The 22,675-nt window shown below is 66.5% G+C and carries 24 protein-coding genes and 1 tRNA gene; 15 read left to right on the forward strand and 10 right to left on the reverse strand.

Annotated elements, in window-relative coordinates; genetic code table 11:
* Nucleotides 1–71: 71 nt before the first annotated feature.
* Nucleotides 72–866 carry a LysR family transcriptional regulator substrate-binding protein gene (locus FDW83_RS07590; protein ID WP_138137498.1) on the reverse strand — a complete coding sequence of 265 codons (795 nt, stop codon included), beginning with the start codon at nt 864–866 and terminating at the stop codon, nt 72–74.
* Between FDW83_RS07590 and FDW83_RS07595 the strand changes: the two genes are divergently transcribed.
* On the forward strand, nt 865–1,251 hold the full coding sequence (locus FDW83_RS07595; protein ID WP_138137126.1) for a DUF5997 family protein: 387 nt from the start codon (nt 865–867) through the stop codon (nt 1,249–1,251). The two genes, FDW83_RS07590 and FDW83_RS07595, sit on opposite strands and share 2 nt — an antisense overlap.
* A 15-nt stretch (nt 1,252–1,266) precedes the next feature.
* Here FDW83_RS07595 and FDW83_RS07600 read toward each other — a convergent pair whose 3' ends face one another.
* Entirely contained in the window at nt 1,267–1,662 is a 396-nt protein-coding gene (locus FDW83_RS07600; RefSeq protein WP_138137128.1) for a VOC family protein, read from the reverse strand.
* A 136-nt stretch (nt 1,663–1,798) separates the two neighbouring features.
* Between FDW83_RS07600 and FDW83_RS07605 the strand changes: the two genes are divergently transcribed.
* Entirely contained in the window at nt 1,799–2,386 is a 588-nt protein-coding gene (locus FDW83_RS07605) for a hypothetical protein (protein WP_138137130.1), read from the forward strand.
* A gap of 64 nt (nt 2,387–2,450) precedes the next feature.
* Nucleotides 2,451–3,053, forward strand: coding sequence for a hypothetical protein (locus tag FDW83_RS07610; RefSeq protein ID WP_138137132.1), 603 nt, complete (start codon nt 2,451–2,453; stop codon nt 3,051–3,053).
* Nucleotides 3,054–3,111: 58 nt separating this feature from the next.
* On the opposite strand, the gene FDW83_RS07615 is transcribed toward FDW83_RS07610, so the two are convergent.
* Both FDW83_RS07615 and FDW83_RS07620 read right to left on the reverse strand, forming a co-directional pair.
* Entirely contained in the window at nt 3,112–3,594 is a 483-nt protein-coding gene (locus FDW83_RS07615) for a pyridoxamine 5'-phosphate oxidase family protein (RefSeq protein ID WP_138137134.1), read from the reverse strand.
* Between the two features lie 81 nt (nt 3,595–3,675).
* Nucleotides 3,676–5,061, reverse strand: a complete 1,386-nt coding sequence (locus FDW83_RS07620) for an NAD(P)/FAD-dependent oxidoreductase (protein WP_138137136.1) — start codon at nt 5,059–5,061, stop codon at nt 3,676–3,678.
* Between the two features lie 137 nt (nt 5,062–5,198).
* On the opposite strand from FDW83_RS07620, the gene FDW83_RS07625 reads away from it, so the two are divergent.
* Complete coding sequence (locus FDW83_RS07625) at nt 5,199–5,918, forward strand: TetR/AcrR family transcriptional regulator (protein WP_240720892.1); 720 nt, start codon at nt 5,199–5,201, stop codon at nt 5,916–5,918.
* A 16-nt stretch (nt 5,919–5,934) separates the two neighbouring features.
* On the opposite strand, the gene FDW83_RS07630 is transcribed toward FDW83_RS07625, so the two are convergent.
* Complete coding sequence (locus FDW83_RS07630) at nt 5,935–6,522, reverse strand: hypothetical protein (protein ID WP_138137140.1); 588 nt, start codon at nt 6,520–6,522, stop codon at nt 5,935–5,937.
* 212 nt (nt 6,523–6,734) lie between these two features.
* On the reverse strand, nt 6,735–7,964 hold the full coding sequence (gene rlmN / locus FDW83_RS07635) for a 23S rRNA (adenine(2503)-C(2))-methyltransferase RlmN (RefSeq protein WP_240720893.1): 1,230 nt from the start codon (nt 7,962–7,964) through the stop codon (nt 6,735–6,737).
* Nucleotides 7,965–8,099: 135 nt separating this feature from the next.
* On the opposite strand from rlmN, the gene FDW83_RS07640 reads away from it, so the two are divergent.
* Nucleotides 8,100–9,227, forward strand: coding sequence for a mandelate racemase/muconate lactonizing enzyme family protein (locus tag FDW83_RS07640; RefSeq protein ID WP_138137142.1), 1,128 nt, complete (start codon nt 8,100–8,102; stop codon nt 9,225–9,227).
* A gap of 10 nt (nt 9,228–9,237) precedes the next feature.
* Entirely contained in the window at nt 9,238–9,942 is a 705-nt protein-coding gene (locus tag FDW83_RS07645; protein WP_138137144.1) for a FadR/GntR family transcriptional regulator, read from the forward strand.
* A gap of 83 nt (nt 9,943–10,025) precedes the next feature.
* Here the strand turns inward: FDW83_RS07645 and FDW83_RS07650 are convergent.
* A tRNA-Leu gene (locus tag FDW83_RS07650) sits at nt 10,026–10,108 on the reverse strand.
* Nucleotides 10,109–10,482: 374 nt separating this feature from the next.
* On the opposite strand from FDW83_RS07650, the gene FDW83_RS07655 reads away from it, so the two are divergent.
* From FDW83_RS07655 to pknB, 7 genes are read left to right on the forward strand one after another with little or no spacing between them, the layout of a single operon-like run.
* The gene (locus FDW83_RS07655; protein ID WP_138137146.1) at nt 10,483–11,226 is read left to right on the forward strand and encodes a DUF3662 and FHA domain-containing protein; all 744 of its coding nucleotides are present in this window, start codon (nt 10,483–10,485) and stop codon (nt 11,224–11,226) included.
* Nucleotides 11,223–11,705, forward strand: a complete 483-nt coding sequence (locus FDW83_RS07660; protein WP_138137148.1) for an FHA domain-containing protein — start codon at nt 11,223–11,225, stop codon at nt 11,703–11,705. The genes FDW83_RS07655 and FDW83_RS07660 overlap by 4 nt, the downstream gene beginning before the upstream one ends.
* Nucleotides 11,706–11,708: 3 nt before the next feature.
* Nucleotides 11,709–13,427: a PP2C family serine/threonine-protein phosphatase gene (locus FDW83_RS07665; protein ID WP_138137150.1), complete on the forward strand. Its 1,719-nt coding sequence runs from the start codon at nt 11,709–11,711 to the stop codon at nt 13,425–13,427.
* Nucleotides 13,424–14,821 (forward strand): FtsW/RodA/SpoVE family cell cycle protein, encoded by a 1,398-nt coding sequence (locus tag FDW83_RS07670; RefSeq protein WP_138137153.1) that lies wholly within the window; start codon nt 13,424–13,426, stop codon nt 14,819–14,821. Before FDW83_RS07665 ends, FDW83_RS07670 begins: the two co-directional genes overlap by 4 nt.
* Nucleotides 14,818–16,278, forward strand: coding sequence for a penicillin-binding protein 2 (locus FDW83_RS07675; RefSeq protein ID WP_138137154.1), 1,461 nt, complete (start codon nt 14,818–14,820; stop codon nt 16,276–16,278). Before FDW83_RS07670 ends, FDW83_RS07675 begins: the two co-directional genes overlap by 4 nt.
* Nucleotides 16,275–17,987: a serine/threonine-protein kinase gene (locus FDW83_RS07680; RefSeq protein WP_138137156.1), complete on the forward strand. Its 1,713-nt coding sequence runs from the start codon at nt 16,275–16,277 to the stop codon at nt 17,985–17,987. Before FDW83_RS07675 ends, FDW83_RS07680 begins: the two co-directional genes overlap by 4 nt.
* 38 nt (nt 17,988–18,025) lie before the next feature.
* The gene (gene pknB / locus FDW83_RS07685; protein WP_138137502.1) at nt 18,026–19,951 is read left to right on the forward strand and encodes a Stk1 family PASTA domain-containing Ser/Thr kinase; all 1,926 of its coding nucleotides are present in this window, start codon (nt 18,026–18,028) and stop codon (nt 19,949–19,951) included.
* Nucleotides 19,952–19,964: 13 nt separating this feature from the next.
* Here the strand turns inward: pknB and FDW83_RS07690 are convergent, their stop codons facing one another.
* Genes FDW83_RS07690 through FDW83_RS07695 form a run of 3 tightly spaced genes read right to left on the reverse strand, consistent with a single transcriptional unit; the run spans nt 19,965 to nt 21,563 of the window.
* A complete protein-coding gene (locus FDW83_RS07690; protein WP_138137158.1) occupies nt 19,965–20,606 on the reverse strand; it encodes an aminodeoxychorismate/anthranilate synthase component II in 642 nt (213 codons plus the stop codon).
* Nucleotides 20,603–20,773, reverse strand: coding sequence for a hypothetical protein (locus FDW83_RS19110; protein WP_171027488.1), 171 nt, complete (start codon nt 20,771–20,773; stop codon nt 20,603–20,605). The genes FDW83_RS07690 and FDW83_RS19110 overlap by 4 nt, the downstream gene beginning before the upstream one ends.
* 4 nt (nt 20,774–20,777) lie before the next feature.
* Nucleotides 20,778–21,563, reverse strand: a complete 786-nt coding sequence (locus FDW83_RS07695) for a class E sortase (RefSeq protein WP_138137160.1) — start codon at nt 21,561–21,563, stop codon at nt 20,778–20,780.
* A gap of 173 nt (nt 21,564–21,736) precedes the next feature.
* Between FDW83_RS07695 and FDW83_RS07700 the strand changes: the two genes are divergently transcribed.
* Together FDW83_RS07700 and FDW83_RS07705 are read left to right on the forward strand one after the other, a co-directional pair.
* A complete protein-coding gene (locus FDW83_RS07700; RefSeq protein WP_138137162.1) occupies nt 21,737–21,988 on the forward strand; it encodes a cell division protein CrgA in 252 nt (83 codons plus the stop codon).
* Nucleotides 21,989–22,027: 39 nt separating this feature from the next.
* Complete coding sequence (locus FDW83_RS07705) at nt 22,028–22,645, forward strand: DNA-3-methyladenine glycosylase I (RefSeq protein ID WP_138137164.1); 618 nt, start codon at nt 22,028–22,030, stop codon at nt 22,643–22,645.
* Nucleotides 22,646–22,675 lie beyond the last annotated feature (30 nt).

Consider the following 22,675-nt stretch of genomic DNA (forward strand, 5'->3'; position numbering starts at 1 on the left):
GAACACCTAGTACGCTGCTTGGACAGACAGGCCGGTTCCCGCGAGGGAACCGGCCTGTTCCACGTCCGGACCTAGCGCTTGCCCTTTTTCCGCGAGCCCTTGCCGCGGCCCTTGTCCGGATTGGGCGCGTAACGCTGGGCCACCTTCGGCGCCGCCTTCTTGGTTGTGCCGCTGCGGCGGTCCGGTTTGGGCTCCTTCTTCGCCTTGACCGGCTGGGCTGAGGGCTGGCGCGAACTCTGCGCCGTCCGCCCCCGCACGATCCCGATGAACTCCTCCAGGACTTCGTCCGTGGCATCCGCCGGCCACACCAGCGCGATTCCGGTTCCCGGCGCGTCCGTCAGGCGCCGCGCCACGGTGTCTTTGACGTTGAAGTGCCGGGCAACGGACATGGGCAGGACGGCAAGCCCGGCTCCCGTGGCAACGATCTGGAGCACCGCCTCGGGCCCGCCCAGCGCGGCAACATCCAGGAAGGACTCCTGGTCCAGGTCCGCCAGCGCCACTTCCTCGAAGACAGAGATTTCGTGCCCCTTGGGAGCCACCACCACCGGCTGCTCCTCGTACAGCGGGATGACGCTCAGGCCCTCGCGCTCCACGGGGAGCCGGACAAACGCCATGTCTGCCGAACCGTTCCGGACCACCTCAACCCGAATGCCGCCGTCGTGCATGAACGCGGTGAGGGGGATGTCCGGCATCCGCTCTTCCCACCGCCGGATCCACTTCCCCGGCGTGACCCCCGCAGCGTACGCGATCCGGAGCGTCCGCGGCTGGTCCGCGGCAGCCTCAGGCTCGGGGGAAACGTCAGGCGGGGACTCGTTGGAGGAGGGCACGTCTTCACAGTACCGTCCGCCCGGATACCCTTGAAGCATGAGCTCTGCTAACTCCCAGTCCATGAAGCCGGCCACTGTTGCCAAGAAACTTGGCATCTACCTGCCCGCAACACCGCAGGAGTTCCAAGAATCAACCATCACCCGCGAGGAATTCGCCGAGCTCCAGGCCAACCCGCCGGAGTGGCTCGCCGAACTCCGCCGCAACGGCCCGCACCCCCGCCCGGTGGTGGCGCAGAAGCTGAATGTCTCCATCAGCGGCCTGGCTCGCGGCGGCGTGGACCAACCGCTGACGACGGCGGAAATCACCGCACTGCTGCAGGCTCCCCCGCAGTGGCTGGTAACCGAACGCGCCACGCATGCCGCAGTCCGCGCCGAAAACCAGCGCGTCAAGGATGAGGCCGCGAAGAAGGCAGCCAGCAAGTAAGGCGCAGCTCGCCGCTCAGTCCTGGTGCAGCTGCACGTAGTTGCCGCAGCCGTCGTTGAACACCGCGCTGACGCCTGACGGGTCCTCCGCCGGTTCGCCCCGGAAAACCACGCCCGCGTTGATCAGCCGGTCATACTCGGCCCGCACGTCCGGGACGCCGAACACAATGGCCGGGAGCCCGGCGTCGTAGAGGGCGTTCATGTAGTTCGCGCCGATCGGGTTGTCGCTGGGCTCCAGGAGCAGGCCCACGGACCCGCCCCCGGTGCCGTTTTCCGGCGTGGCCGGGTCCTTGATGATGTAGAGGTTGTACTCCGGCACGGCCATAAGCGTGTCGAAGCGCAGGGTGCCGGTGTAGAAGGCATGGGCGGCGGCGGGGTCCTTGACGTGGAGGCTGCACATTTTGATTCGCATGGTCCCCAACATATGCCCAGGCACCGACGAAAAGGGCGCTGGACCGGCCATTGACCACGGCCCCCCGCAGGGGTGCAATGGAAGAACCAGCCCGGCATCCCGCGGCCCGGGCACGTTTAAGGGCAGGAGCCACGCCATGTTTGAGGGACTGCTGCAGGGCGTTTGGGCACTCGTTCTCGCCGGGCCCGTGCTGGCGGCCAGCGTGGCCGCCACCGTCTTCGTGGTCCGCCGCCGCGTCCTGGCGCCTGCCGGCCGGCCCGAAGGCTCCGACCAGGTGTTCTGGGACCTCTTCCTGGGTGCCTGCGTGGCCGTTCCGGCTTTCCTGATCCCCACCCTTGTCTCGCCGTGGACGGGGCTGTTCCTGGGTGCGGCCGGTGCGGCTGCGGGCATTGCCGCCTACCTGGGCACTCCCCGTTACCTCGCGCGCCGTGCCGCGCGGCAGGATCTCCGGGAGCAGCAGGCGGCGCACCTGGCAGCCGCGGCGGCCCACGACGAACTGATGGCCCGGTGGCGGCGCTATGAGCTGGATCCGGCATGCAGCATCGACTACCCCACGCTCACGGATGTGCGGCTGCCCGAGACTTCCGCGCTCATCAAGGCGATGCGGACAGCGGACCAGTTGCGCACGGCTTCCCACCGGGGCTATCCCGACGCCGTCAGCCGCCTCGCTGATTCCCTCACCGCCGCGGAACGGGCGGCGGGCATTCCTGTGGAACAGGCATAGCCGCACGTTAAGGGGTGTGTCGGGGTGCTGGCAGGCTCCGCCGTGCCGGCGATAGCATCCACAGATGAAGCCACAGGATGTACCCGTACGCGACCAGTTCGGCCGGCTGCTGGAAGACCGCGGGGTCTGGCGGCAGGCCACCACCCTCGAGGCCGCCGGCGAACTGACCGCCCGCTGGCTGGAGGGCGGAAGTTCCTACCAGCCGGGGCACTTCGCGGCCGGGTTCGACGACGAGACGCGCCCTATCGCCGCCTCTTTGGCGGAACTCAACCGGAACGGCCTGTTCACCAGGGAGTCCCAGCCGGGGCTGCGGTCGGAGACAGCTGCGCAGCGTGAGTATGTCACCGGTTTCTGCAGCGCGGACTTGGCCGCAGAATTGCTGGCGCTGTCCACCCGGACGGAACTGGTGGTGGTGGCCCACGCGCCGGGCGAATCAAGCAACGCGGCCATCCCCGTGACCACGGCCGGAACGGAGGTCACCACCGTGCTCGGATCCAGCGAGAACCCCGTGGACGATGACCAGATCCGGGACTGGGCCAATGAAACCAATGACGCCCTGGCGTTGCTGCTCGCGGACTCCTGGTACCTGGAAATTTTGGACCCGGTATGGGGGCGCACTGGCGTCCTGCTGCCGGCAGTCCTCTCGGCATTGACCGGACGGGGGTAGCGGCGGCAAAAACGGAAGGGGGCGGGGCACCTGCCCCACCCCCTTCCCGATGATGGAGCTAAAGCTCCACCGTGCCGCTTTCGCCAACGCTCATCCGGCTGCTGGTTACCTTGGACTTCACCCACTGGAGCACGGTGGCGGCGGTGCCGCCGGGGCTGTGCCAATACTCGGCGGAGTCCGGATCGATGTGCAGCAGGCAGACCTCGGGGGTGTCCGGACCGTCGGGGAACCACGCCTCGACGGCCTGGTTCCACAGCTCATGGATCTTGGCCCGGTCCGTCACCACCTCGGCCGTGCCGGCCACGGAAACCCACTCGGTGTTCTTGCCGAAGGCGACGTTGACGCGGGAGTCCCGCCGGACATGCGCCACCTGGGAAGTGCCGAGGGCGGTGAAGAACCACATGTCGCCGTCGTCCTTGACCTCCTGGACGGCCAGCGGGCGGCTGACGAGCGCGCCTTCCTCGTTGATGGTGGTCAACATCCCGATCTTGGAATCGTTGATGATCTCCGTAACCTTGCTGATGCCCTTGGCGTCAGTCATGTCTCACCTCGCTTGTTTGCATAGGGGACGCTCCCCACGCCAGCCTATTAGTAAGCATGCTTATTTACCAGCGGCTTCGACTTATGCGGGAACGGCCACCTTTGCCAGCTCGGCGATGCGGGCAGCGGTCTGCCGGCCCATGCGGATGGCGCCGTCCACGTGCTGGTAGCCTTCGGCAGCGAGGTCCGAGGAGGACCAGTAGATGGGGCCGACAGGTGCCAGCTGGTCCTTGCCGTAGCGGTGCAGGCCGCCAAGGTCGTAGCTGGCGGCGTAGGCGCCGCGCGTCCATTCCTCCGAGCCCCAGTCGGACTCGTAGTAGACCTCGGGGTTCAGTGCCTCGTCGCCCAGGTAGCCGGCGATGGAGGCCAGGATGGCCTTTTTCCGGTCTTCGGGACTCAACTCGAAGACGGCGTCGGCCTTTTCATCCGAGACGAAGCCCACCAGGGTGCCGCGGGCATCGCCGTGGTTGGTGTTGTCGTACACCTCCTGGACCAGCGCGTCAGCGCCGAACCCGGTGCCGGACAGGCCCTTGTCCCGCCAGAACGGCGTGCTGTAGACGGCGTGGACCTTGATGACCAGGCCCAGGGACTGGTGCTGGTGCATCTGGTGCTGGCGGCGCGGAAGCGGCGGGTTGAAGGACACCCGGGAGTACAGGTTCGGGGGCACGGCCATGATCACGAACCGCGCGTTGACCGTGGCGCGGTCGGATTCCACGCTGACGCGGTGGCCGCCATCGGCGTCCGGCTCCCATGTGATGGTGCGCACCGGGGTGTCGAGGACGACGTCGTCGCCCAGTTCCTGCGCCAGCAGCAGCGAGACCTGCTGCATGCCGCCCACCACGCGGCGGTCCAGGATGAAGTCCTCATTGGTGAGGTTGGTAAAGGAACCGGCGGAGGCAGCCATCAGGACCGCCTGGAGCGCGGAGAAGGAATGGGCGGGCTTGGTGAGCATGCCGCCGGCAATGAACAGGCCGATGTTCTTGCAGGCCTCCTCATTGGGCGAGTTCTGCCGCAGCCAGTGGTGGAAGGAGATGGTATCCAGCTCGCGCGCCTTGGGGTGCGCCCACGGTTCGGTGGCGCCGACCTCCGCGGCGAGGCCATCCAGCAACGCAACCAGGCGGTCCATTTCGGCGGCCGTGGCCGGGTCCACCGGGAAGGTCTCGCCGGTGTAGCGGACGGGGATGCCGTCCGTGCCGATGTAGACGGACTCGCCCTGGCGGTAGCGCGGGTAGGTCTCCAGGTTCAGGTCCTGGAGCATCTCCAGGAGCGCGCTCTGGTCCGGCGAGACCCACTGGCCGCCGATCTCAAGCATTGCCCCGTCCACGGTCCCGGTCCAGGTGCGGCCGCCCACGCGGTCGCGGGCCTCCAGCACGGCGACGGTCAGCCCGGCCTTCTTCAGTTCACGGGCTGCAGTGAGCCCGGACGGACCGGCTCCAACGACCACGACGTCGCGGGTAAGGTTCAGCATGATGTCCTCTCTGGGGCCCCCTGGTGACGGGGACCACTAAATGAATGCCGTTCATTTATTCAAACTATAGCTGTTTGTGCGCGGGACGGGAAGTGCCCGGTGGAATAATGCTGGAGACCACCGAAGAAAGGGCAGGAATGCCGGCAGTATCAGCCGAAAAAGGACGGACCGCGGGGAACGCCGTCGAAACACGGCGCCGGAGGGCGGGCCGGCCGTCCGCGGCGGTTCTGGACAAGGCCGGAATTACGACGGCGGCCCTCGAGTTGATCAGCCGGAAGGGCTATGACGGACTCACCATGGCGGCGTTGGCCAAGCTGCTGGACGTGGCGCCCTCCGCCCTGTACAACCATGTGGCCGCCAAGCGGGACGTCCTGCTGCTGGTGGAGGACCATCTCACCTCGCTGGTGGACGTCTCGGCCTTCGGTTCCGCGCCTTGGGAGGACGCCGTCCGCACCTGGGCCTGGAGCTACCGGAACGTCTTCGCCGAGCACACCCCGCTGATTCCGGTGATCGCCGTCCTGCCGGTCACCGACGCACCGCAGACCCTGGCGATGTACGAGACGGTCAGCAAGGGCTTCCTTGATGCCGGCTTTCCTGAGGAGCGCATCGTGTCCGCCATCGTGGCGCTGGAGTCCTTCATCTTCGGGTCAGCGTACGACGTGACCGCGCCCGGCGACATCTTCGAACCCGGTTCCATGGCCGACGCCAACCCCTACTTCACCGCGGCAGTACGCAGCTCCGCCGGGCAGCCCGGCTCTACCGGAGAGGAACGGGGCAAGCCTGCCGACACCGCGTTCAGCCTGGGCCTTGAGGCGCTGATCACCGGATTGGGATCGCTACGGAACCAGGCCGGCTGACCTGCCCTCTACCGCGTTAGTCATTGCGGTCGTCGTGGTCATCACGGTCGTCGTGGTCATCGCGGTCATCGTGATCGTCATCGTCGTCCGGCTGCCGGTCCTCATCCCGGTCCCGGGAGTGGGGCTCCTCCTCCGGCCCGGAATCCCCGGAATCGGTGGGGGCAGGCGCCGGAGCAGGAGCGGCAGTGGTTTCGCCTCCGCGCACGGGCGGTTCCTGCGGCGGCTCTGCCGGGCGCTGGGCCGCGGGTCCCTCCACAGCGGCAGGAGCTTCCGTGGGCGCGGCCGGAGCTGTTGGAGCGTTGTCTGCACCCGCTTCCGCAGCCTTTCGGGCGGCCTCTTGTTCTGCCCTGGCAGACTCTTCCCCGGCGTTCCTCTCGGCCTCTTCTTCGGCTTTCCTGGCGGCCGCCGCCCTGGCCCGCTCTGCGGCAGCCAGCTGGCTGGCGCCGACGTCCGCCGTCGGCCTGTCACTGGTGCCTGATGCAGCCATCGTCCCGGCCGTCGCGGTGGCAGGCGGCAGGACGCCAGGATCGGTTGCTGCGCCGCACGCCGTAGTGGCGAGCAGCGCAAAGAGCATGCCAGTGGCCAGCAGACTGTTTCTGCGCATGGAAAAACAAAGCCTCTTCGTGGAAGTGCAGCACGGCAGGTCCCGTATTCGGTCCTGCCCGGTCACGGCCGGCGAAGTGCAGCAGGGGCACCGCCAAGGGGCATATCACACGCTCAGGCGCTGTCCGCGCTTCCCCGGGGCGTGTGCGCTGGCCGGTGACCTAAACGTTACATTGCTGCGACCGGAACAGGCCAATCGGTAAGTCTGGCCAGCTAGTCCTCGGCGGCGGCAAGCTGGCCGCAGGCCCCGTCGATCTCCTTGCCGCGGGTATCGCGGAGGGTGCAGGGAACCCCTGCATCCCGCAGCCGAGCGATGAACTCCTGCTCTACCGGCTTGTCGGAGGCAGTCCAGATGGAGCCCGGGGTCGGGTTGAGCGGGATAGGGTTCACATGGACCCAGCCGCGGCCGCGCTGGTTGAGCTTCTTGCCGAGGAGGTCGGCACGCCACGCATGGTCGTTCATGTCCTTGATCAGCGCGTACTCGATGCTGACCCGCCGGCCGGTCTTGCGGTAGTAGTCGTAGGCGGCGTCGAGTGCCTCGTCCACTTTCCAGCGGTTGTTCACCGGGATCAGCTCATCGCGGAGTTCGTCGTCGGGAGCGTGCAGGGACAGCGCAAACGTGACGGGCAGGTCCTCATCCGCAAGCTTGCGGATGGCGGGAACCAAGCCGACTGTGGAGACGGTGATGTTCCGGGCGGACATACCCAGGCCTTCGGGCGCGGGGTCCACGAAGCGGCGGAGGGCAGCCATCACGCGCTTGTAGTTGGCCAGCGGCTCGCCCATACCCATGAACACGATGTTGGTGACCCGCTCGTCGTCGTGCTCTTTGGGGCCCAGCTCGCCGGCAGCTATGGCGCGGTTTGCGGCAACCACCTGGTCAACAATCTCCGCCGTGGACATGTTGCGCGTAAGGCCGGCCTGGCCGGTGGCGCAGAAGGGGCAGTTCATTCCGCAGCCGGCCTGAGACGAGACGCAGAGGGTGATACGCCCGGGGTAGCGCATCAAAACGGACTCCACCAGGGCGCCGTCGAACAGCCGCCAGAGGAACTTGATGGTGTCCCCCTTGTCGCTGCGCTGCCGGCGGACCTCCGTGAGCAGCGGCGGGAACATCTGGGAGGCCAGTTCCGCGCGGCCTGCCTTGGGCAAGTCGCTCATACGCTCCGGGTCCACGGTCCAGTGCTGGAAGTAGTGCGTGGAGAGCTGCTTTGCCCGGAAAGCCGGGAGTCCCAGCTCCTTCAGTTTCTCGCCGCGCTCGGCCAGGTTCAGGTCTGCCAGGTGGGTTGGCGGCTGCTTGACGCGCGGGGAGGCGAACTGGAGCAGCGGCCTGCCCTCGGCAGTTCGCGCCTGCTCCCAGCCCTCAGCAGCCGGGCGGACCTGCATCCGGTTGCCATCGGCGGTTTCTTGGCGCGGGGAAGTTTGGGAAGAAGAAGTGGGGGAAGCCATCCCCTCTATCATCCCACGCCCGGCAATGCACAGCAGTATGGAATTCCTCACTTCAGCGTTACTTGTAATACAAGTTTGCTACTTGTAGCTTAGGAGTGCCGGCGAAGCAGCCCGGCAGAGCCTTTAGGAGAATCCATGAGCACCGTCGATCTGGTCCGGCACGTCAAGCTGTCCACCGCCCGCCTTCCCCTTGCCGTTCCCATCAGTGACGCCAAAGTGTTCACCGGCCGGCAGAAGCCCATGACGGAAGTGGTCTTCCTCTTCGCTGAGATCACAACCGAACAGGGCCACACCGGGCTCGGCTTCAGCTACTCCAAGCGGGCCGGCGGTCCGGCGCAGTACGCCCATGCCAAGGAAGTGGCCGAAGGCATCATCGGCGAGGATCCCAACGACATCGGCAAGCTCTACACCAGACTCCTCTGGGCGGGGGCGTCTGTGGGCCGTTCCGGCGTCGCCACCCAGGCCCTTGCGGCCATCGACATTGCGCTCTACGACCTCAAGGCCAAGCGGGCCGGGCTCCCCCTGGCCAAATTGCTCGGTTCCTACCGCGACTCCGTCCAGACCTACAACACCTCGGGCGGTTTCCTCAACGCCAGCCTCGATGAAGTGAAGGCCAACGCCACCCGGTCCATCGAAGAGGGCATCGGCGGCATCAAGATCAAGGTAGGCCTTCCCGACACCAAGGAGGACCTGCGCCGCGTGGCGGGCATCCGCGACCACATCGGCTGGGACGTGCCGCTGATGGTGGACGCCAACCAGCAGTGGGACCGCGCCACGGCGCTCCGGATGGGCCGGCAGTTCGAGGAGTTCAACCTCATCTGGATTGAAGAACCCCTGGACGCCTACGACTTCGAAGGCCACGCCCACCTCGCCCAGGTCCTGGACACGCCTATCGCCACCGGTGAAATGCTCGCCTCCGTCGCCGAACACAAGGGCCTGATGGCGGCCAACGGCTGCGACATCATCCAGCCGGATGCCCCGCGCGTGGGGGGCATCACCCAGTTCGTGCGCCTTGCAGCCCTCGCGGACGAGCGCGGCCTTGGTTTGGCACCGCACTTCGCCATGGAAATCCACCTCCACCTGGCCGCGGCCTACCCGCGTGAGCCCTGGGTGGAGCACTTCGACTGGCTCGACCCGCTGTTCAACGAGCGCCTGGAAATTAAGGACGGCCGGATGATCGTGCCGGACCGCCCGGGCCTGGGGGTGAGCCTCAGCGACCAGGCCCGTGCCTGGACCACGGATTCGGTGGAGTTCGGCGCGTAACCTAGTTTCCATGAGCCGGAACCTCACCGCTGACCTTGCCGCCGACCTCCGCACCCGCATCGTGGACGGTGTCATCCAGCCTGGTGAGAAGCTGCCCAGCGAAAACACGCTGATCAGTGCTTTCGGTGTCAGCCGCACCGTGGTCCGCGCGGCCCTCACCCGGCTCCAGGCTGAAGGGCTCGTGGAAACCGAACGCGGCCGCGGCAGCTTCGCGCTCACCCCTCCATCCGACGGGCCCTCGGCAGGGCCGGGGGCCCGTCCGGTAGCCACCACCGAGGACCGGCTCCACCTGCTCGAGTTCCGCATGGGCGTGGAGTCGGAGGCAGCGGCGCTGGCTGCACGCAACCATACCGACCGCCAGCTTCGGGCGGTCAACGCAGCCCTGGAGGAGTTCACCACCAGCGGCGGACATCCCGCGCACGCCATGAAGTCCGACTTCGAGTTCCACCGCGCGGTGGCCCTCGCTTCGGGCAACCCCTATTACTCCGACTGCCTGGCCGCCCTCGGGCAGACCATGATCGCCATGCCGCGCACCCGCCTGATGACCGGCGTCGAGCATTACGCCCGCGACCACTTCGACCAGGTGGTGCAGGAACACCGCTCCATTGCCGATGCCATAGCGGACGGCGACGCGGCAGCGGCGGCGGCAGCCATGCGCAGCCACCTGGCAAACTCCCGACGGCGGTTCAAGGTTTCCGCACGCACGTCCAACTAGCAACACATAAGGAGCGTTGTACTTGGCCTGCAGCCGGGAATGCAGAAGGGCCCCGGTCCTAAGACCGGGGCCCTTCATCTGCGTGCGCGAGGGGGGATTTGAACCCCCACGCCCTTTCGGACACTGGCACCTGAAGCCAGCGCGTCTGCCGTTCCGCCACTCGCGCGCAACTTCTTCCACTCAGCTGCGGCCGGCTCCCCGACCGCCGCCTTGTAAAAGCAGCGAGATCAAGCATAACGGACACTTGCCGCAAAACACCAATTGAGCCCCGGAGCACCCTCCGGACCCTGGGCATCAGCGACTGAAACCGGATCGTTAGGTCGGCGGGAACCGGCCGAAAACCGGGCTTTACGGCGCAGGAAAGCCGAACTTTTCCGGGCGGCGGGCCGTTGTGGATTAAGGTCATTCACAGGCCTGCCCAGTAGTATCGGATGTAGGCGCGGCTGCTCTTGGCAGGCGCACGGTCGAGTTGTGAACTGCACCGCAAGGAAAGTTCCGGAACGAGAACTGCCCCGGAGCCGGGGGGAAAGGAGAAGAACCATGGGCCTGCTGGACAAAGTTGAACGCGGCATTGAAAAGGCTGTCCGGGGCGTCTTCTCCACCGGCTCCAAAGCCCAGGTCGAACCCGTGGAAATCGCCAGCCGGCTGCGGCGCGAAGTGGACCACAAAGCCCTGACGGTCACCACGGGCCGAACCCTGGCCCCCAATGTCTTTGACGTCCAGCTCAGCGAAGATGACTTCCGCCGTGCCCAGGAATGGGGCACCCCGCTTGCCGAGGAACTCTGCGACGTCGTCATCAACCACGTCCGCAGCCAGGGCTACACCCTGCAGGGCCCGGTACGGATCTCCTTCCGCCGTGAGACTGAACTGCGGGCCGGCGACTTCGAAATCCAGTCCTCCACGGAGAAGTCCGGAGGTGCAGCCGCCGCCCCGCCTGCCCGGCCCAACGTTCCGGCAGCCCCCAGCCGCCAGCCGGTCAGGCTCCAGCCCGTCCTGGATATCGACGGCCAGCGCTACTCCCTCAACGCCCCCTCCATCGTGCTTGGCAGGTCCTCGGAGGCCGACATCCACGTGGAAGATACCGGGGTATCCCGCCGCCACCTGGAAATCCGCACCGCCAACGGCGCCTGCAGCGCCGTGGACCTGGGTTCCACCAACGGAAGCTACGTCAACGGACAGCGGGTTTCCGGGAGCACCGAACTTACCGACGGCTCCACCATCACGATGGGACGGACAAAAATCATCTTCCGCCTGCTCCCTGCCAGCCCTGGCGGCCGCGCATGAGCGATCTGACCATCACCGCGCTGCGGTTCGGCTTCCTGCTGCTGCTCTGGGTGCTCATCTTCAGCATCGTTTCCGCCATGCGGCGGGACCTCATGGTGGGCCGCAAGGCCGCTTCGGGGGCGCCCACCGCGCGGCAGATCCGCAGGAACCCCGAACTCGCCGAGGCGCCGCCGCAGCCCGTGAAGCAGCAGGCGCGGCAGCTTGTGGTGGTCGAGGGGCCGCTGAAAGGGACGTCGGTCCCCCTCGCCGCCAGCCCCATCCTGCTTGGACGCGCCCAGGAAGCCACCCTGGTGCTTGAAGACGACTACGCCTCCGGCCGCCACGCCAGGCTGTTCCCGCAGGGCAGCCGCTGGTTCATCGAGGACCTCGGTTCCACCAACGGAACCTACCTCGGGGACCAGCAACTGACCCGTGCCCTCCCCGTTGAGCCAGGCGTACCTGTGAGGATCGGCAAGACGGTCATCGAATTGAGGCCATAAACCATGGCCGCCCCCGAGAACACCGCAAACGGGCAACAGCCCGCGCAGCGGCCCCTCATCATGCGCTTCGCGGCGCGGTCCGATGTGGGCCGCATCCGGTCGAAGAACGATGACTCGGCCTATGTGGGACGCCACCTTGCCGTTGTGGCAGACGGCATGGGCGGGCACGCGGGCGGCGACGTCGCCTCCGCGGCCACCGTCCTGGACATGATCCACCTGGACCGGACGGACTACGACGGCGACGCCGGCACTGTCCTCGCGGACGAGATCCAGACAGCCAACTCGCTCCTCTCCGAACTGGTGCACATCAACCCCAAGCTTGCCGGGATGGGCACCACCGTCACCGCCCTCCTGCTGGCCGAGGGCAAACTGCACTTCGCCCACATCGGCGACTCCCGCGCCTACCTCCTTCGGGACGGCGAGTTCAAGCAGGTCAGCGTGGACCATACCTTCGTCCAGCGGTTGATCGACGAGGGCCGGCTGAAACCCGAAGAAGCCGAAAGCCACCCGCACAAGAACGTCCTGATGCGCGTCCTGGGTGATGTGGACGCGAGCCCGGAGCTGGACCTGGACACCCTGGACGTGAAGCCGGGAGACCGCTGGCTCCTCTGCTCCGACGGCCTCAACTACGTGGCCGGGCATGCGGTGGAACGCACCGTCAAGGAGACCAGCGACCTTCGCGAGTGCGTGGAAACCCTCGTGGAGCTGACTTTGGAGGCAGGTTCGCCGGACAACGTCACCGTAGTGATGGTGGAGATCGTCGAGGAAACGCCCGACGACGTCAGCACCGCCTCCGTCGAGGTGGTTCCTCCGGTAGTGGGCACCAAATCCGCTGCCGCGGTTGCTGCGTCTGCTCCCGCCGCCGAACCATCAAAGCCCGCAAAGGCCGCCGCCGATGCGGGCAGCACTCCCGCCGGTGACGACGCCAAGGACAGCAGCACCAAGACTCCCCCCGCAGAGAAGGACGGCGCATCCCCGGATCCTGCCGCTGGGAAGTCTGAGTCCAACCCGGGCGAACCAGGTGCCACCGATCCCCACCTCGGGGAACACCTCACCGCCGAAGTCCTGCGGGAAGAGCTTTCTTCACGCCCCCACGAACTGGTTGGCGCCGCGGCCGCGGCCGCCGAATCGGGCTCCATTCCCACCATTGCCGGCCGGACGGTTGCCCGCCGGGCGGCAACCCTCCTTACCCACAAGGCAGAGCCGCAGAACGGCGATGACGACGAGACCCTGGTTCCGCTGAAACCCCGCCGCTGGGTCACCTGGTCCATCGCTGCCGCGATACTGGTGGTCCTCACCGTCGGCCTCTGGGTGGGCTACGCCTGGACCCAGACCCGCTACTACGTCGGTGAATACGATTCCCGGGTCGCCATCTATAACGGCGTTTCCCAGCGGCTCGGCCCGATCCAGCTCTCCAGCCTTGAAGCGGTAACCGAAATCCGAATGGACTCACTCCCGCCGTTCTCGCAGCAGCGGGTGCGCCAGACTGTCCCCGCCAACGATCTTTATGACGCCCAACGCATCGTCAAGAACCTTGAGCTCACCGGCACCACGTCGCCGGAAGACGAATGCCCCACGCCGACTGCTTCGGCAACCGCGCCGGCGCCGGCTCCCTCACCTGCTGATCCCGCTTCCCCTCCGGCCACGGCTCCCCCGGCCGCCGCCGCAGCAAGCCCTTCCCCCTCACCCACTCCCACCGTCACCTGCGAGGGGGGCTCATGAGCCAGCTCAGCACCGTTCCCAAACCCCGCCGCAACGTGGAACTCGCGTTGCTCCTGCTGGCCCTGGCCGTCGGTATCGGCGCGAACATGCTGGTGGGCGTGGACCAGGAGAAGGCGTTCGACTCGGACTTCTGGTTCCAGTCCAGCCTCCTGGCGGTGGCTGCCCTGGTGTTCCACGGTGTCCTCCGGTTCCGCGCTAAATATGCCGATCCGGTAATACTTCCGCTCGTGGTCGCGCTCAACGGCATTGGGCTGGCCATGATCCACCGCCTCGACGCACCCGGTGACGATACCGGAAACAACCAGCTGCGCTGGACGCTGATCGCCATGGCGGTTGCCATTGCCGTTATCTGGTTCCTCAAGGACCACCGGATCCTGCGCCGGTTTACGTTCATCTCCCTGGCCGCCAGCGCCCTGCTGCTCATCCTGCCCCTGGTGCCGGGCATCAGCGCAGGCGAGATCCTCGGCGCCCAGGTGTGGATCCGGCTCGGGCCCATGACCTTCCAGCCCGGCGAAGTCGCCAAGATCACCCTGGCTATATTCTTCGCCGGGTATCTATCCTCCAACCGCGACCTCATCCTGCTGGCCGGCAGAAAGATCGGCCCCCTCCAGTTCCCGCGCTTCAAGGACATGGGCCCCATGATCACGGCGTGGCTGGTAAGCATCGGTGTGCTCATCTTCCAGCGCGACCTGGGCTCCTCCATCCTGTTCTTCGGCCTGTTCATTGTGATGATCTACGTGGCCACCAGCCGGATCAGCTGGGTTGTGATCGGCCTGGCCCTCATTGCCGGCGGCGGCTTCGTTGCAGCGCAGGTGTTCTCCCACGTGGAACTGCGCATCTACGGCTGGCTCAACGCCTTCACTGAAGAAGTGTACGGGCGCTCCCCGGGCGGCAGCCTGCAGATCGTGCAGGGGCTCTTCGGCATGGCTAACGGCGGACTGGTCGGCACCGGACTGGGGCAGGGCCGTCCGGACCTGGTCCCCTTCGCGAACAGCGACATGATCATCGCCTCCCTCGGCGAGGAACTGGGACTGATCGGACTCTTCGCCATCGTCCTGATGTACCTCCTGCTGTTCACCCGCGGCTTCCGCGCCGCACTGGGCACCCGCGACGCCTTCGGCAAACTCCTTGCCTGCGGCCTGTCCTTCGCCGTGGCGCTGCAATGCTTCGTGGTGATCGGCGGCGTGACGCGGTTGATTCCACTGACCGGCCTCACCACACCCTTCCTTGCGGCCGGCGGCTCGTCGCTGCTGGCCAACTGGATCATCGTGGGGCTGCTCCTGATGATCTCGCACACCGCCCGTGGCCCCGTGGACACCACACCGTTGCCACCGGCCAAGGGATCCGAAGCAACCGGCATTGATACTCCTACCGAGGCGGTGAAGCATCTGTGAACCAGGCAATACGGCATTCATGGGTGGCGGCCATCGCCATGTTCGCCCTCATTTTCGGCGCGATCAGCTATGTCCAGGTGATCGGCGCCGATGAGCTCAAGGCGAACCCCTGGAACCAGCGCGCCGTCCTGCAGAACTTCTGCAACGACCGCGGCGCCATCATCGTCGGCGGATCCGCCGTGGCGGAGTCCGTGGAGAGCGGCTCGGAGACCTGCGCTTTCCAGCGCACCTACCCGCAGCCGGAACTGTACGCCGGCATTACGGGCTACTTTTCCCAAAACTTCGGCGCCACCGGCCTGGAACAGGCCATGGGAGCCGAACTGGCAGGCAGCTCGGACCAGCTCTTCCTCGACCGCGTGGGACAGCTGTTCCTGGGCAACCAGCCCAAAGGCGCGTCGGTGGAGCTCACCATCGACCCCGAAATACAGCAGCTCGCCTACAGCCTGATCCCGGACGGCCAGCGCGGCTCCATCGTGGTCACCAACCCGAAGACCGGCGCAATCCTGGCCATGGTGTCCAAGCCCTCCTACAACCCCAACACCGTTGCCACTCAGGACCTGGGGGCGGCACAGGCCAGCATCAACGAGCTGGTCAAGGTGCCCGGCATCAACCTGAACCAGAACGTCAGCGGGCCTACCGGCGAACTGCTCGCCCCTGGTTCCGTGTTCAAGCTGGTGGACACCGCTGCCGCGCTGGCCTCCGGAAAGTACAACGCGGACAGCGAACTGCCCAACCCCGCCGAGATGCCCTTCGAGGGCATCCAATACCGGCTGCCCAACTACGCCGGCGGAAACTGCTACACCCGGGACACCGCCAGTTTCGCCTTTGCGCTGCAGCAGTCCTGCAACACCCCGTTCGCAAGCATCGCCCTGGACATCGGCCGCGACGCCATCGCCGAGCAGGCCGGGAAGTTCGGCTTCGGCCAGGACATGGGCGACCAGCTCAAGCTCGACTACGCCCGCGGCAACACCTTCCCGGATGACCTGGACGCACCCGGCCTGGCCCAGTCCGTCATCGGCCAGAAAGACGTCCGCGCCACCCCCCTGCAGGTGGCCATGATGACCGCCGCCATCGCAAACGACGGCGTCCAGATGCAACCCACGCTCGTCAAGGCCCTGCGCGCCCCGGACCTGCGCGTCATCGACGAACCACAGCCGAAACAGCTGCGGACCTCCACCACACCGGCGATCGCCAACCAGATCACCGACTGGATGGTCAGCGCGGTCAGCGAGGGCATCGCCAACCGCGCCGCCGTTCCGGGCGTCCAGGTGGCCGGAAAGACCGGGACCGCGGAACTGGGCAACGGGAGCAACAACTCGTGGTTCACCGGGTTTGCCCCCGCAAACAACCCGCAGGTGGGGGTCACGATCGTCATGGAGGGCGTGGACATCACCACCGGGGCACAGCTGACCAGTCCGAACGCGAAGAGAATTTTTGAGGCGGTGTTGAATAAGTGAGGCCTACAACCGGAATCACCCTCGGCGGCAGATTCCAGCTGACCACGCGGATCGCGATTGGCGGCATGGGGGAAGTCTGGAAGGCAAAAGACCTCGTCCTGGGCCGCATCGTCGCCATCAAGGTGCTCAAGGAGGAATACACCGGAGACCCCGGATTCCTCCAGCGGTTCCGCGCGGAGGCCCGCCACACCGCACTGCTGAACCACGTGGGCATCGCCAATGTATTCGACTATGGCGAGGAGGAAGGCTCCGCCTACCTGGTCATGGAACTCGTTCCCGGCCAGCCGCTGAGCAGCATCATCGAGCACGAGCAGGTGCTGTCCCCGGACCGCACGCTCTCCATCATCGCCCAGACAGCCCGCGCCCTCGCCGTCGCGCATGCCCAGGGGCTGGTCCACCGGGACGTCAAGCCCGGCAACCTGCTGATCACCCCGGAAGGGCGCGTTAAGGTCACCGACTTCGGCATCGCCCGCCTCGCGGACCAGGTGCCCCTGACGCAGACCGGCCAGGTGATGGGCACCGCCCAGTACCTCGCGCCGGAGCAGGCCACCGGCCAGACCGCCACGGGTTCCTCCGACATCTACTCCCTCGGCGTGATCGGCTACGAGTGCCTCAGCGGGCACCGTCCGTTCTCGGGGGAGTCACAGATTGCCATTGCCCTGGCACAGGTCAACGATGCTCCGCCGCCGCTGCCGGAGAGCCTGCCCGCGCCGGTACGTGCCCTGCTGATGTCGATGCTGGCCAAGGATCCCAAGGACCGGCCCGCCAACGCCATCAAGCTCGCCGAAGCAGCGGAGGCGATCCGCAACGGGGACATCAGCGCGGCGCGTGCCGCGGTCCCCGGCATGCTGCTGTTCGACGACTCCACGGGCCCTATTACCGCCCCGGTTGATACAGCCACCGCGCCCACGGGTGTCATTGGCACCTCACGTGATTCCTCCCCAACACCCACGTCAGCTTTGCCTGTCCTCGGTGCCGGTGCTGCCGGTGCCGCCGCCGGGATGGCTGCGGGTGCTGCCGGTGCTTCCGCTGCGGGCCCGGACAGCACCCTGCAACGGGCAAACGCGATGGCCGCCGAGCGCAATTGGGTTCCAGAGGACACAACGTACGACGACGAGCCCTCCGACGAGCCTGAGCGCAAGGGGCGCAGCCCCTGGACCTGGCCCCTGATCGCCCTGATCCTGCTGCTCCTGTTCGCGCTGGTGGGTTTCTTCCTGAACCAGCGGGGCATTCTGTTCCCTTCCAACGACGCCACGTCCAGCCCGCCGTTGACCAGCCCGCAGACCACCAGCGCCACCCCCACCCGGACATCGTCGCCCACGCCGACGCCCACCCGGAATACGCCGACGCCAACGCAGGAACCCACACAAGTAACGGTCAACGTCATTCCGGCCGCATACCTGGGCAAGGACTACCGCCAGGTGCAGTCCGAACTGTCCAGCCTTGGCCTCACAGTCACAGTCGCGCCGCTGCAGACTAACGAGGCCGCCCCGAACCGCGTGGTGGGACTGAACCCCACGGGGCTGCTGCCCCTCGGATCCCCGATCACCGTGACCTATGCGGTTGCGCCCCCGGCTCCCACCACGACTTCCCCGCCGCCGCCGCCGTCGCCCACCACCTCGTCCGTGGCGGCGCCAACCGCGGAATCGCCCCTGCCCGACTGTGACGACGGCGAGCTGCCGGGCCTGCCGCCCACCTGTGCACCGTAACGCCAGGGCTGACAGTGAACGAGTACCCGCGCACCCCGATGCACCGTGAGGACAGCCTCCCGGTGGACAATCAGCGCGTCCTGAGCGGCCGCTACGAACTGGGCACCCTCATTGGCCGCGGCGGCATGGCGGATGTGTACCGCGGTATTGACGCCCGGCTGGGGCGGACGGTGGCCATCAAACTGCTGCGGCCAGACCTGGCCCGCGATCCCCAGTTCCAGGCGCGGTTCAAGCGCGAGGCCCAGGCGGTCGCGGCGCTCAACCACTCGTCCATCGTGGCCATTTACGACACCGGCGAACACCGGCTCCCGGACGGTTCCGGCGAAGACATCCGGGTGCCGTATATCGTGATGGAGTTCGTGGAGGGCAAGACCCTCCGCGAGCTGATCCGCACGAACAACGTCACCATCGGGCAGGCCATAGACTACTGCCTGGGTGTCCTGTCCGCGCTGGAGTACAGCCACAAGGCAGGAATCGTCCACCGCGACATCAAACCCGCCAACGTGATGTACTGCGAGGGCACCGACTCGGTGAAAGTCATGGACTTCGGCATTGCCCGTGCCATCGCCGATTCCTCCGCCACCATGACGCAGACCCAGGCCGTGGTGGGAACTGCCCAGTATCTTTCGCCGGAACAGGCCCGGGGTGAAACCGTGGACGCCCGGAGCGACCTCTACTCCGCAGCCTGCCTGCTGTACGAAATGCTGACGTCCCGGCCGCCGTTCGTCGGCGACAGCCCTGTGTCCGTGGCCTACCAGCACGTACGGGAGATCGCCGAGCCTGCCAGCAGCCTGAATCCGGATGTTTCCCCTGCCCTGGATTCAGTCCTGGCCAAGGCGCTGCAGAAGAACCGCGAGGACAGGTTCCAGGACGCCGCAGCCTTCCGCCGCGCCCTCCGTGCAGCACGGTCCGGCATTCCCGTGCCGGCCCTTCCGGTATCCGAGGCGCCAACGGACCCGAACGATTATGTGCCCGAGCCGGCTCCGGCCACGGAAGCTTATGCCGCCACAGGTGCAAGTTTCCTGGACGACGCCCCAACCGGCCGGATGCCTGCCGCCGGCACCTATCCGTCCGAGGGTGCCACAGCGGTAGCGGCAGTGCAGTCCGAGGACCCTGCGCCGAACGAGCCGCTGCCCTTGGGTTTTGCTCCGGAACGAGAGCGGACCTCCAGGCAGAACTCCCGCCGTCGTACCTGGATCGCCATCCTGGTGATCGTCACCCTGCTGGTCCTGGCCGGCGGCGGCCTGTGGCTCTTCAACATGGTGAACAGGCCCGCCCCGGCAGCGCCGAAGGTGGAAATACCCGTGGTGGCCGCCATGACTGAATCAGCGGCCCTGCAGGAGCTCTACAACGCTGACCTCAAACCGCGGATTGTGCGGAGCCAGAACGACACCGTCCCCAAGGGCATCGCGATCGGAACGGACCCCGCGGCCGGCGTCGCCATGGATCCCGAGTCGGAAGTAGTGCTGAATATCTCGGAGGGCCCGAGCGCGGTAAGAATTCCGGAAAGCCTGCCGGGGAAAACCGAGGCGGCGGCACGCGACATTCTGCGGCAGAACGGACTCGTAGGCGCGCCATCCACCACTACCGCCAACAGCGCAACAGTCCCGGCGGGCATTGTAATCACCACCAGCCCGGCCCCGGGCCAAAGTGTGTCCGTGGGAAGCACGGTTGAACTGGTGGTGTCCACGGGCAAGGTGGCGGTCCCGGAACTGCGCGGTCGTACCCGGGAAGAAGCCGAAGCCGCCCTCAACGAACTGGGGCTGGTACCCAATGTCATTGAAGTCGAGAACGGCCAGGTTGAAGCCGGGCGGGTGACCGACCAGAGCGACCCCGCCAACGCCGCGGTGGACCAGGGCAGGACGGTCAGCATCGTGGTGGCCAAGGCGCCGCCTCCGCCGCCGCCGTCACCCACGGCCACGGCCACGCCAACGCCGACGGCGACCCCCACCAAGAAGGACTAGGGTCCGGTACCCGCTACTGCTGGATGAGCGGGCTCAGCTTGGCTGCCCGCGCGGCCGCTCCGGCCATGCCCAGCGACTCAAGCCAGTTGCCCAGCATTTGGTAGCCGCCCTCGGTCAGGACTGATTCCGGGTGGAACTGCACTCCGCAGAGGGGTGCGGTTCGGTGCTGCAGGCCCATCACCACGCCGGACGCGGTCTGCGCGGTGACTTCCAGCGCGTCCGGGATCGTTTCGCGGACGGCGGCCAGCGAGTGGTAGCGGGTGGCCGTGACGGGGGAGGGGAGTCCCGCGAAGACGCTGGTGCCGATGTGCTCCACCTGCGACGTTTTGCCGTGCATCAGTTCCGGCGCATGGGTCACCTTGCCGCCGAAAGCTTCCGCCAGTGCCTGGTGGCCAAGGCAGACACCGAACATTGGCACGCTGTTTTCACCGCACCACTTGATCAGCTCGATGCAGACACCGGCTTCCGCCGGGTTGCCGGGGCCCGGGGAGATGAGGACGCCGTCGCGGGTGCTGGCCAGCTCGATGGCTTCGGCCAGCGTAACGTCGTCGTTGCGGACCACGGTGGTCTCGGCACCGAGCTCCTGGAGGTAGCCCACCAGTGTGTAGACGAAGCTGTCGTAGTTATCCACCACGAGGATCTTTTTTGAGGTCATGGCTGGCTTACTGCACCAATCGTTGAGTCAGTGAACTGGGTGTACTCGGACATCCACGGAAAAAGGAACTGGACCATCAATATTAGTGCCACGGCAATGAGTACCAGTGAGGTGACGATCCGCAGCCACAGCGGCCCCGGCAGGTGGCGGAAAATCCAGCCGTACATGCGCTCAGTCCCTTCCGGTCGCGGCCGCAACCTGCGCGGCGATCTCCTCCGGCGGTCCAGCGGAGGCCGGCCGCCAGCTGTCCAGCAGTGCGTAGGCGATGATACGTTCTTCCGCCCCGAAACGCGGGTTGCAGCTGGTCATGGTGAGGAATCTTTCCGTGGGGGTGACGCCCGGCAGGGTAGGCACGGGTTCCAGGACGTCAGTGCGGTCCGGCATCACAATCTGGTTGTTCCGGAAGACGTACACGTAGTACCCGTCCTTGGTCTGGACGTAGATTTTGTCGCCGGGCACCAGGGTGTGGATGTTGTCCAGCACGGCGCCGTGCGTCTGCCGGTGCCCGGCGACGGCGAAGTTGCCCACAGCCCCCGGCATCGCAGTGTTGGCGTAATGGCCCAGGCCCAGGGTGTCCAGGACATCGCTGGTGGTTCCCTGGACGATCGGCCTGGTGTAGTTGGGGCCAAACCGCGGGATGTACATGATGCCGATGGTCCCGGCATGGCCGGGGGCGGATCCCACCACAGGTTCCCCGAAGTCCCCGGTGGGTGCCGGTGCCGCTTCAGCGGGAGCGGCAGGCGCGGCGGAACCAAGGTCCTGCGCGAACTCCTTGATGACCTCGCTCTGCCTGGCATCCGATTCCACGTTGGTCCACCACAGCTGCCAGGCGACGAAGAGCAGGAGGATGATGCCCCCCGTGATCAGGAGTTCTCCGAGCACCTGGATGGTCCCGCGCAGGATTCCGACGCCGGCAGCCCGCGAAGCGGCGGGTCTCGCCTTCTCCTGCAATACCACGCGTTCTCCTCAGGGCGGTTCCGCCGGGCACCGGCGGCCCGGGAAGTCCGGCTAGAATTGGCTGCTAGTAAGCATCCAGACTTGACCAAGATCGCGCGGACCGCTGGCAATTTCCTCCTTGCAGGATATCAAGCCCGGGACGCCGAGCTTGACGCAGCCGCCAAGGAGAGCCAGTGCCAGAGTCAAAACCGCGCAAGAAGACTGCCAGCACCGCCGAGCCGGCTTCGCCCCAGGCCTACAAGCCGAACCCGGTGTGGTTCAAGCCCGTAATGTTCGGCCTGATGATCATCGGGCTGTTCTGGATCATCACGTATTACATCAGTGAAGGGCTTTTCCCGGTCCAGGCCTGGGGATCCTGGAACATCGTGGCCGGCTTTGGCATCGCCATCGTGGGCTTCCTGATGACCACGCGCTGGCGCTCCTAGCGCCTCCCCGCTGACAGCAGGATCCAGGACAGGGACGCCATGGTTGCTGACCCGGCTGTTTCCGTGGTGATAGGCGACGACGGCCTGGCCCGGCCCGTGTGGGCCGCGTCTGATCCGCTGCTGCGGGATTACTACGACCACGAGTGGGGCCTTCCCGTCACCAACGAACAGGGGCTGTACGAACGCATCTGCCTGGAAGGCTTCCAGGCAGGCCTGTCCTGGGCAACCATCCTGCGCAAGCGTCCCGCGTTCCGTGCTGCGTTCGAAAACTTCAACCCTGACGCCGTTGCGCTGTTCACGGATACAGACGTGGAGCGGCTCCTCCTGGACCAGGGCATTGTCCGGAACCGGCTCAAGATCCTCGCCACCATCAGGAACGCCAAGGCCACCCTCGCCCTGAGGCCGGAAGGCGGGCTGGTGGACTTCGTGTGGCAGTTCAAGCCCGCATTCACGCCACGCCCTGTACACCACCACGAGATCCCCACCCAGACGGAGGAATCCGTGGCCCTGTCCAAGGCCCTCCGCAAGAAGGGATTCGCATTCGTGGGTCCCACCACGATGTTCGCGCTCATGGAAGCGATCGGGATGGTGGACACCCACCTTGCGGGAAGCCACCGGCGCGGTTCGTCAGGGATCTGGCCGGAGCCATTTTACTAAGCGGTTTCCCCAACTGTTGGGAAAGTTATC

This window comes from Pseudarthrobacter sp. NamE2 (genome assembly GCF_005796205.1).
Lineage (GTDB): Bacteria > Actinomycetota > Actinomycetes > Actinomycetales > Micrococcaceae > Arthrobacter.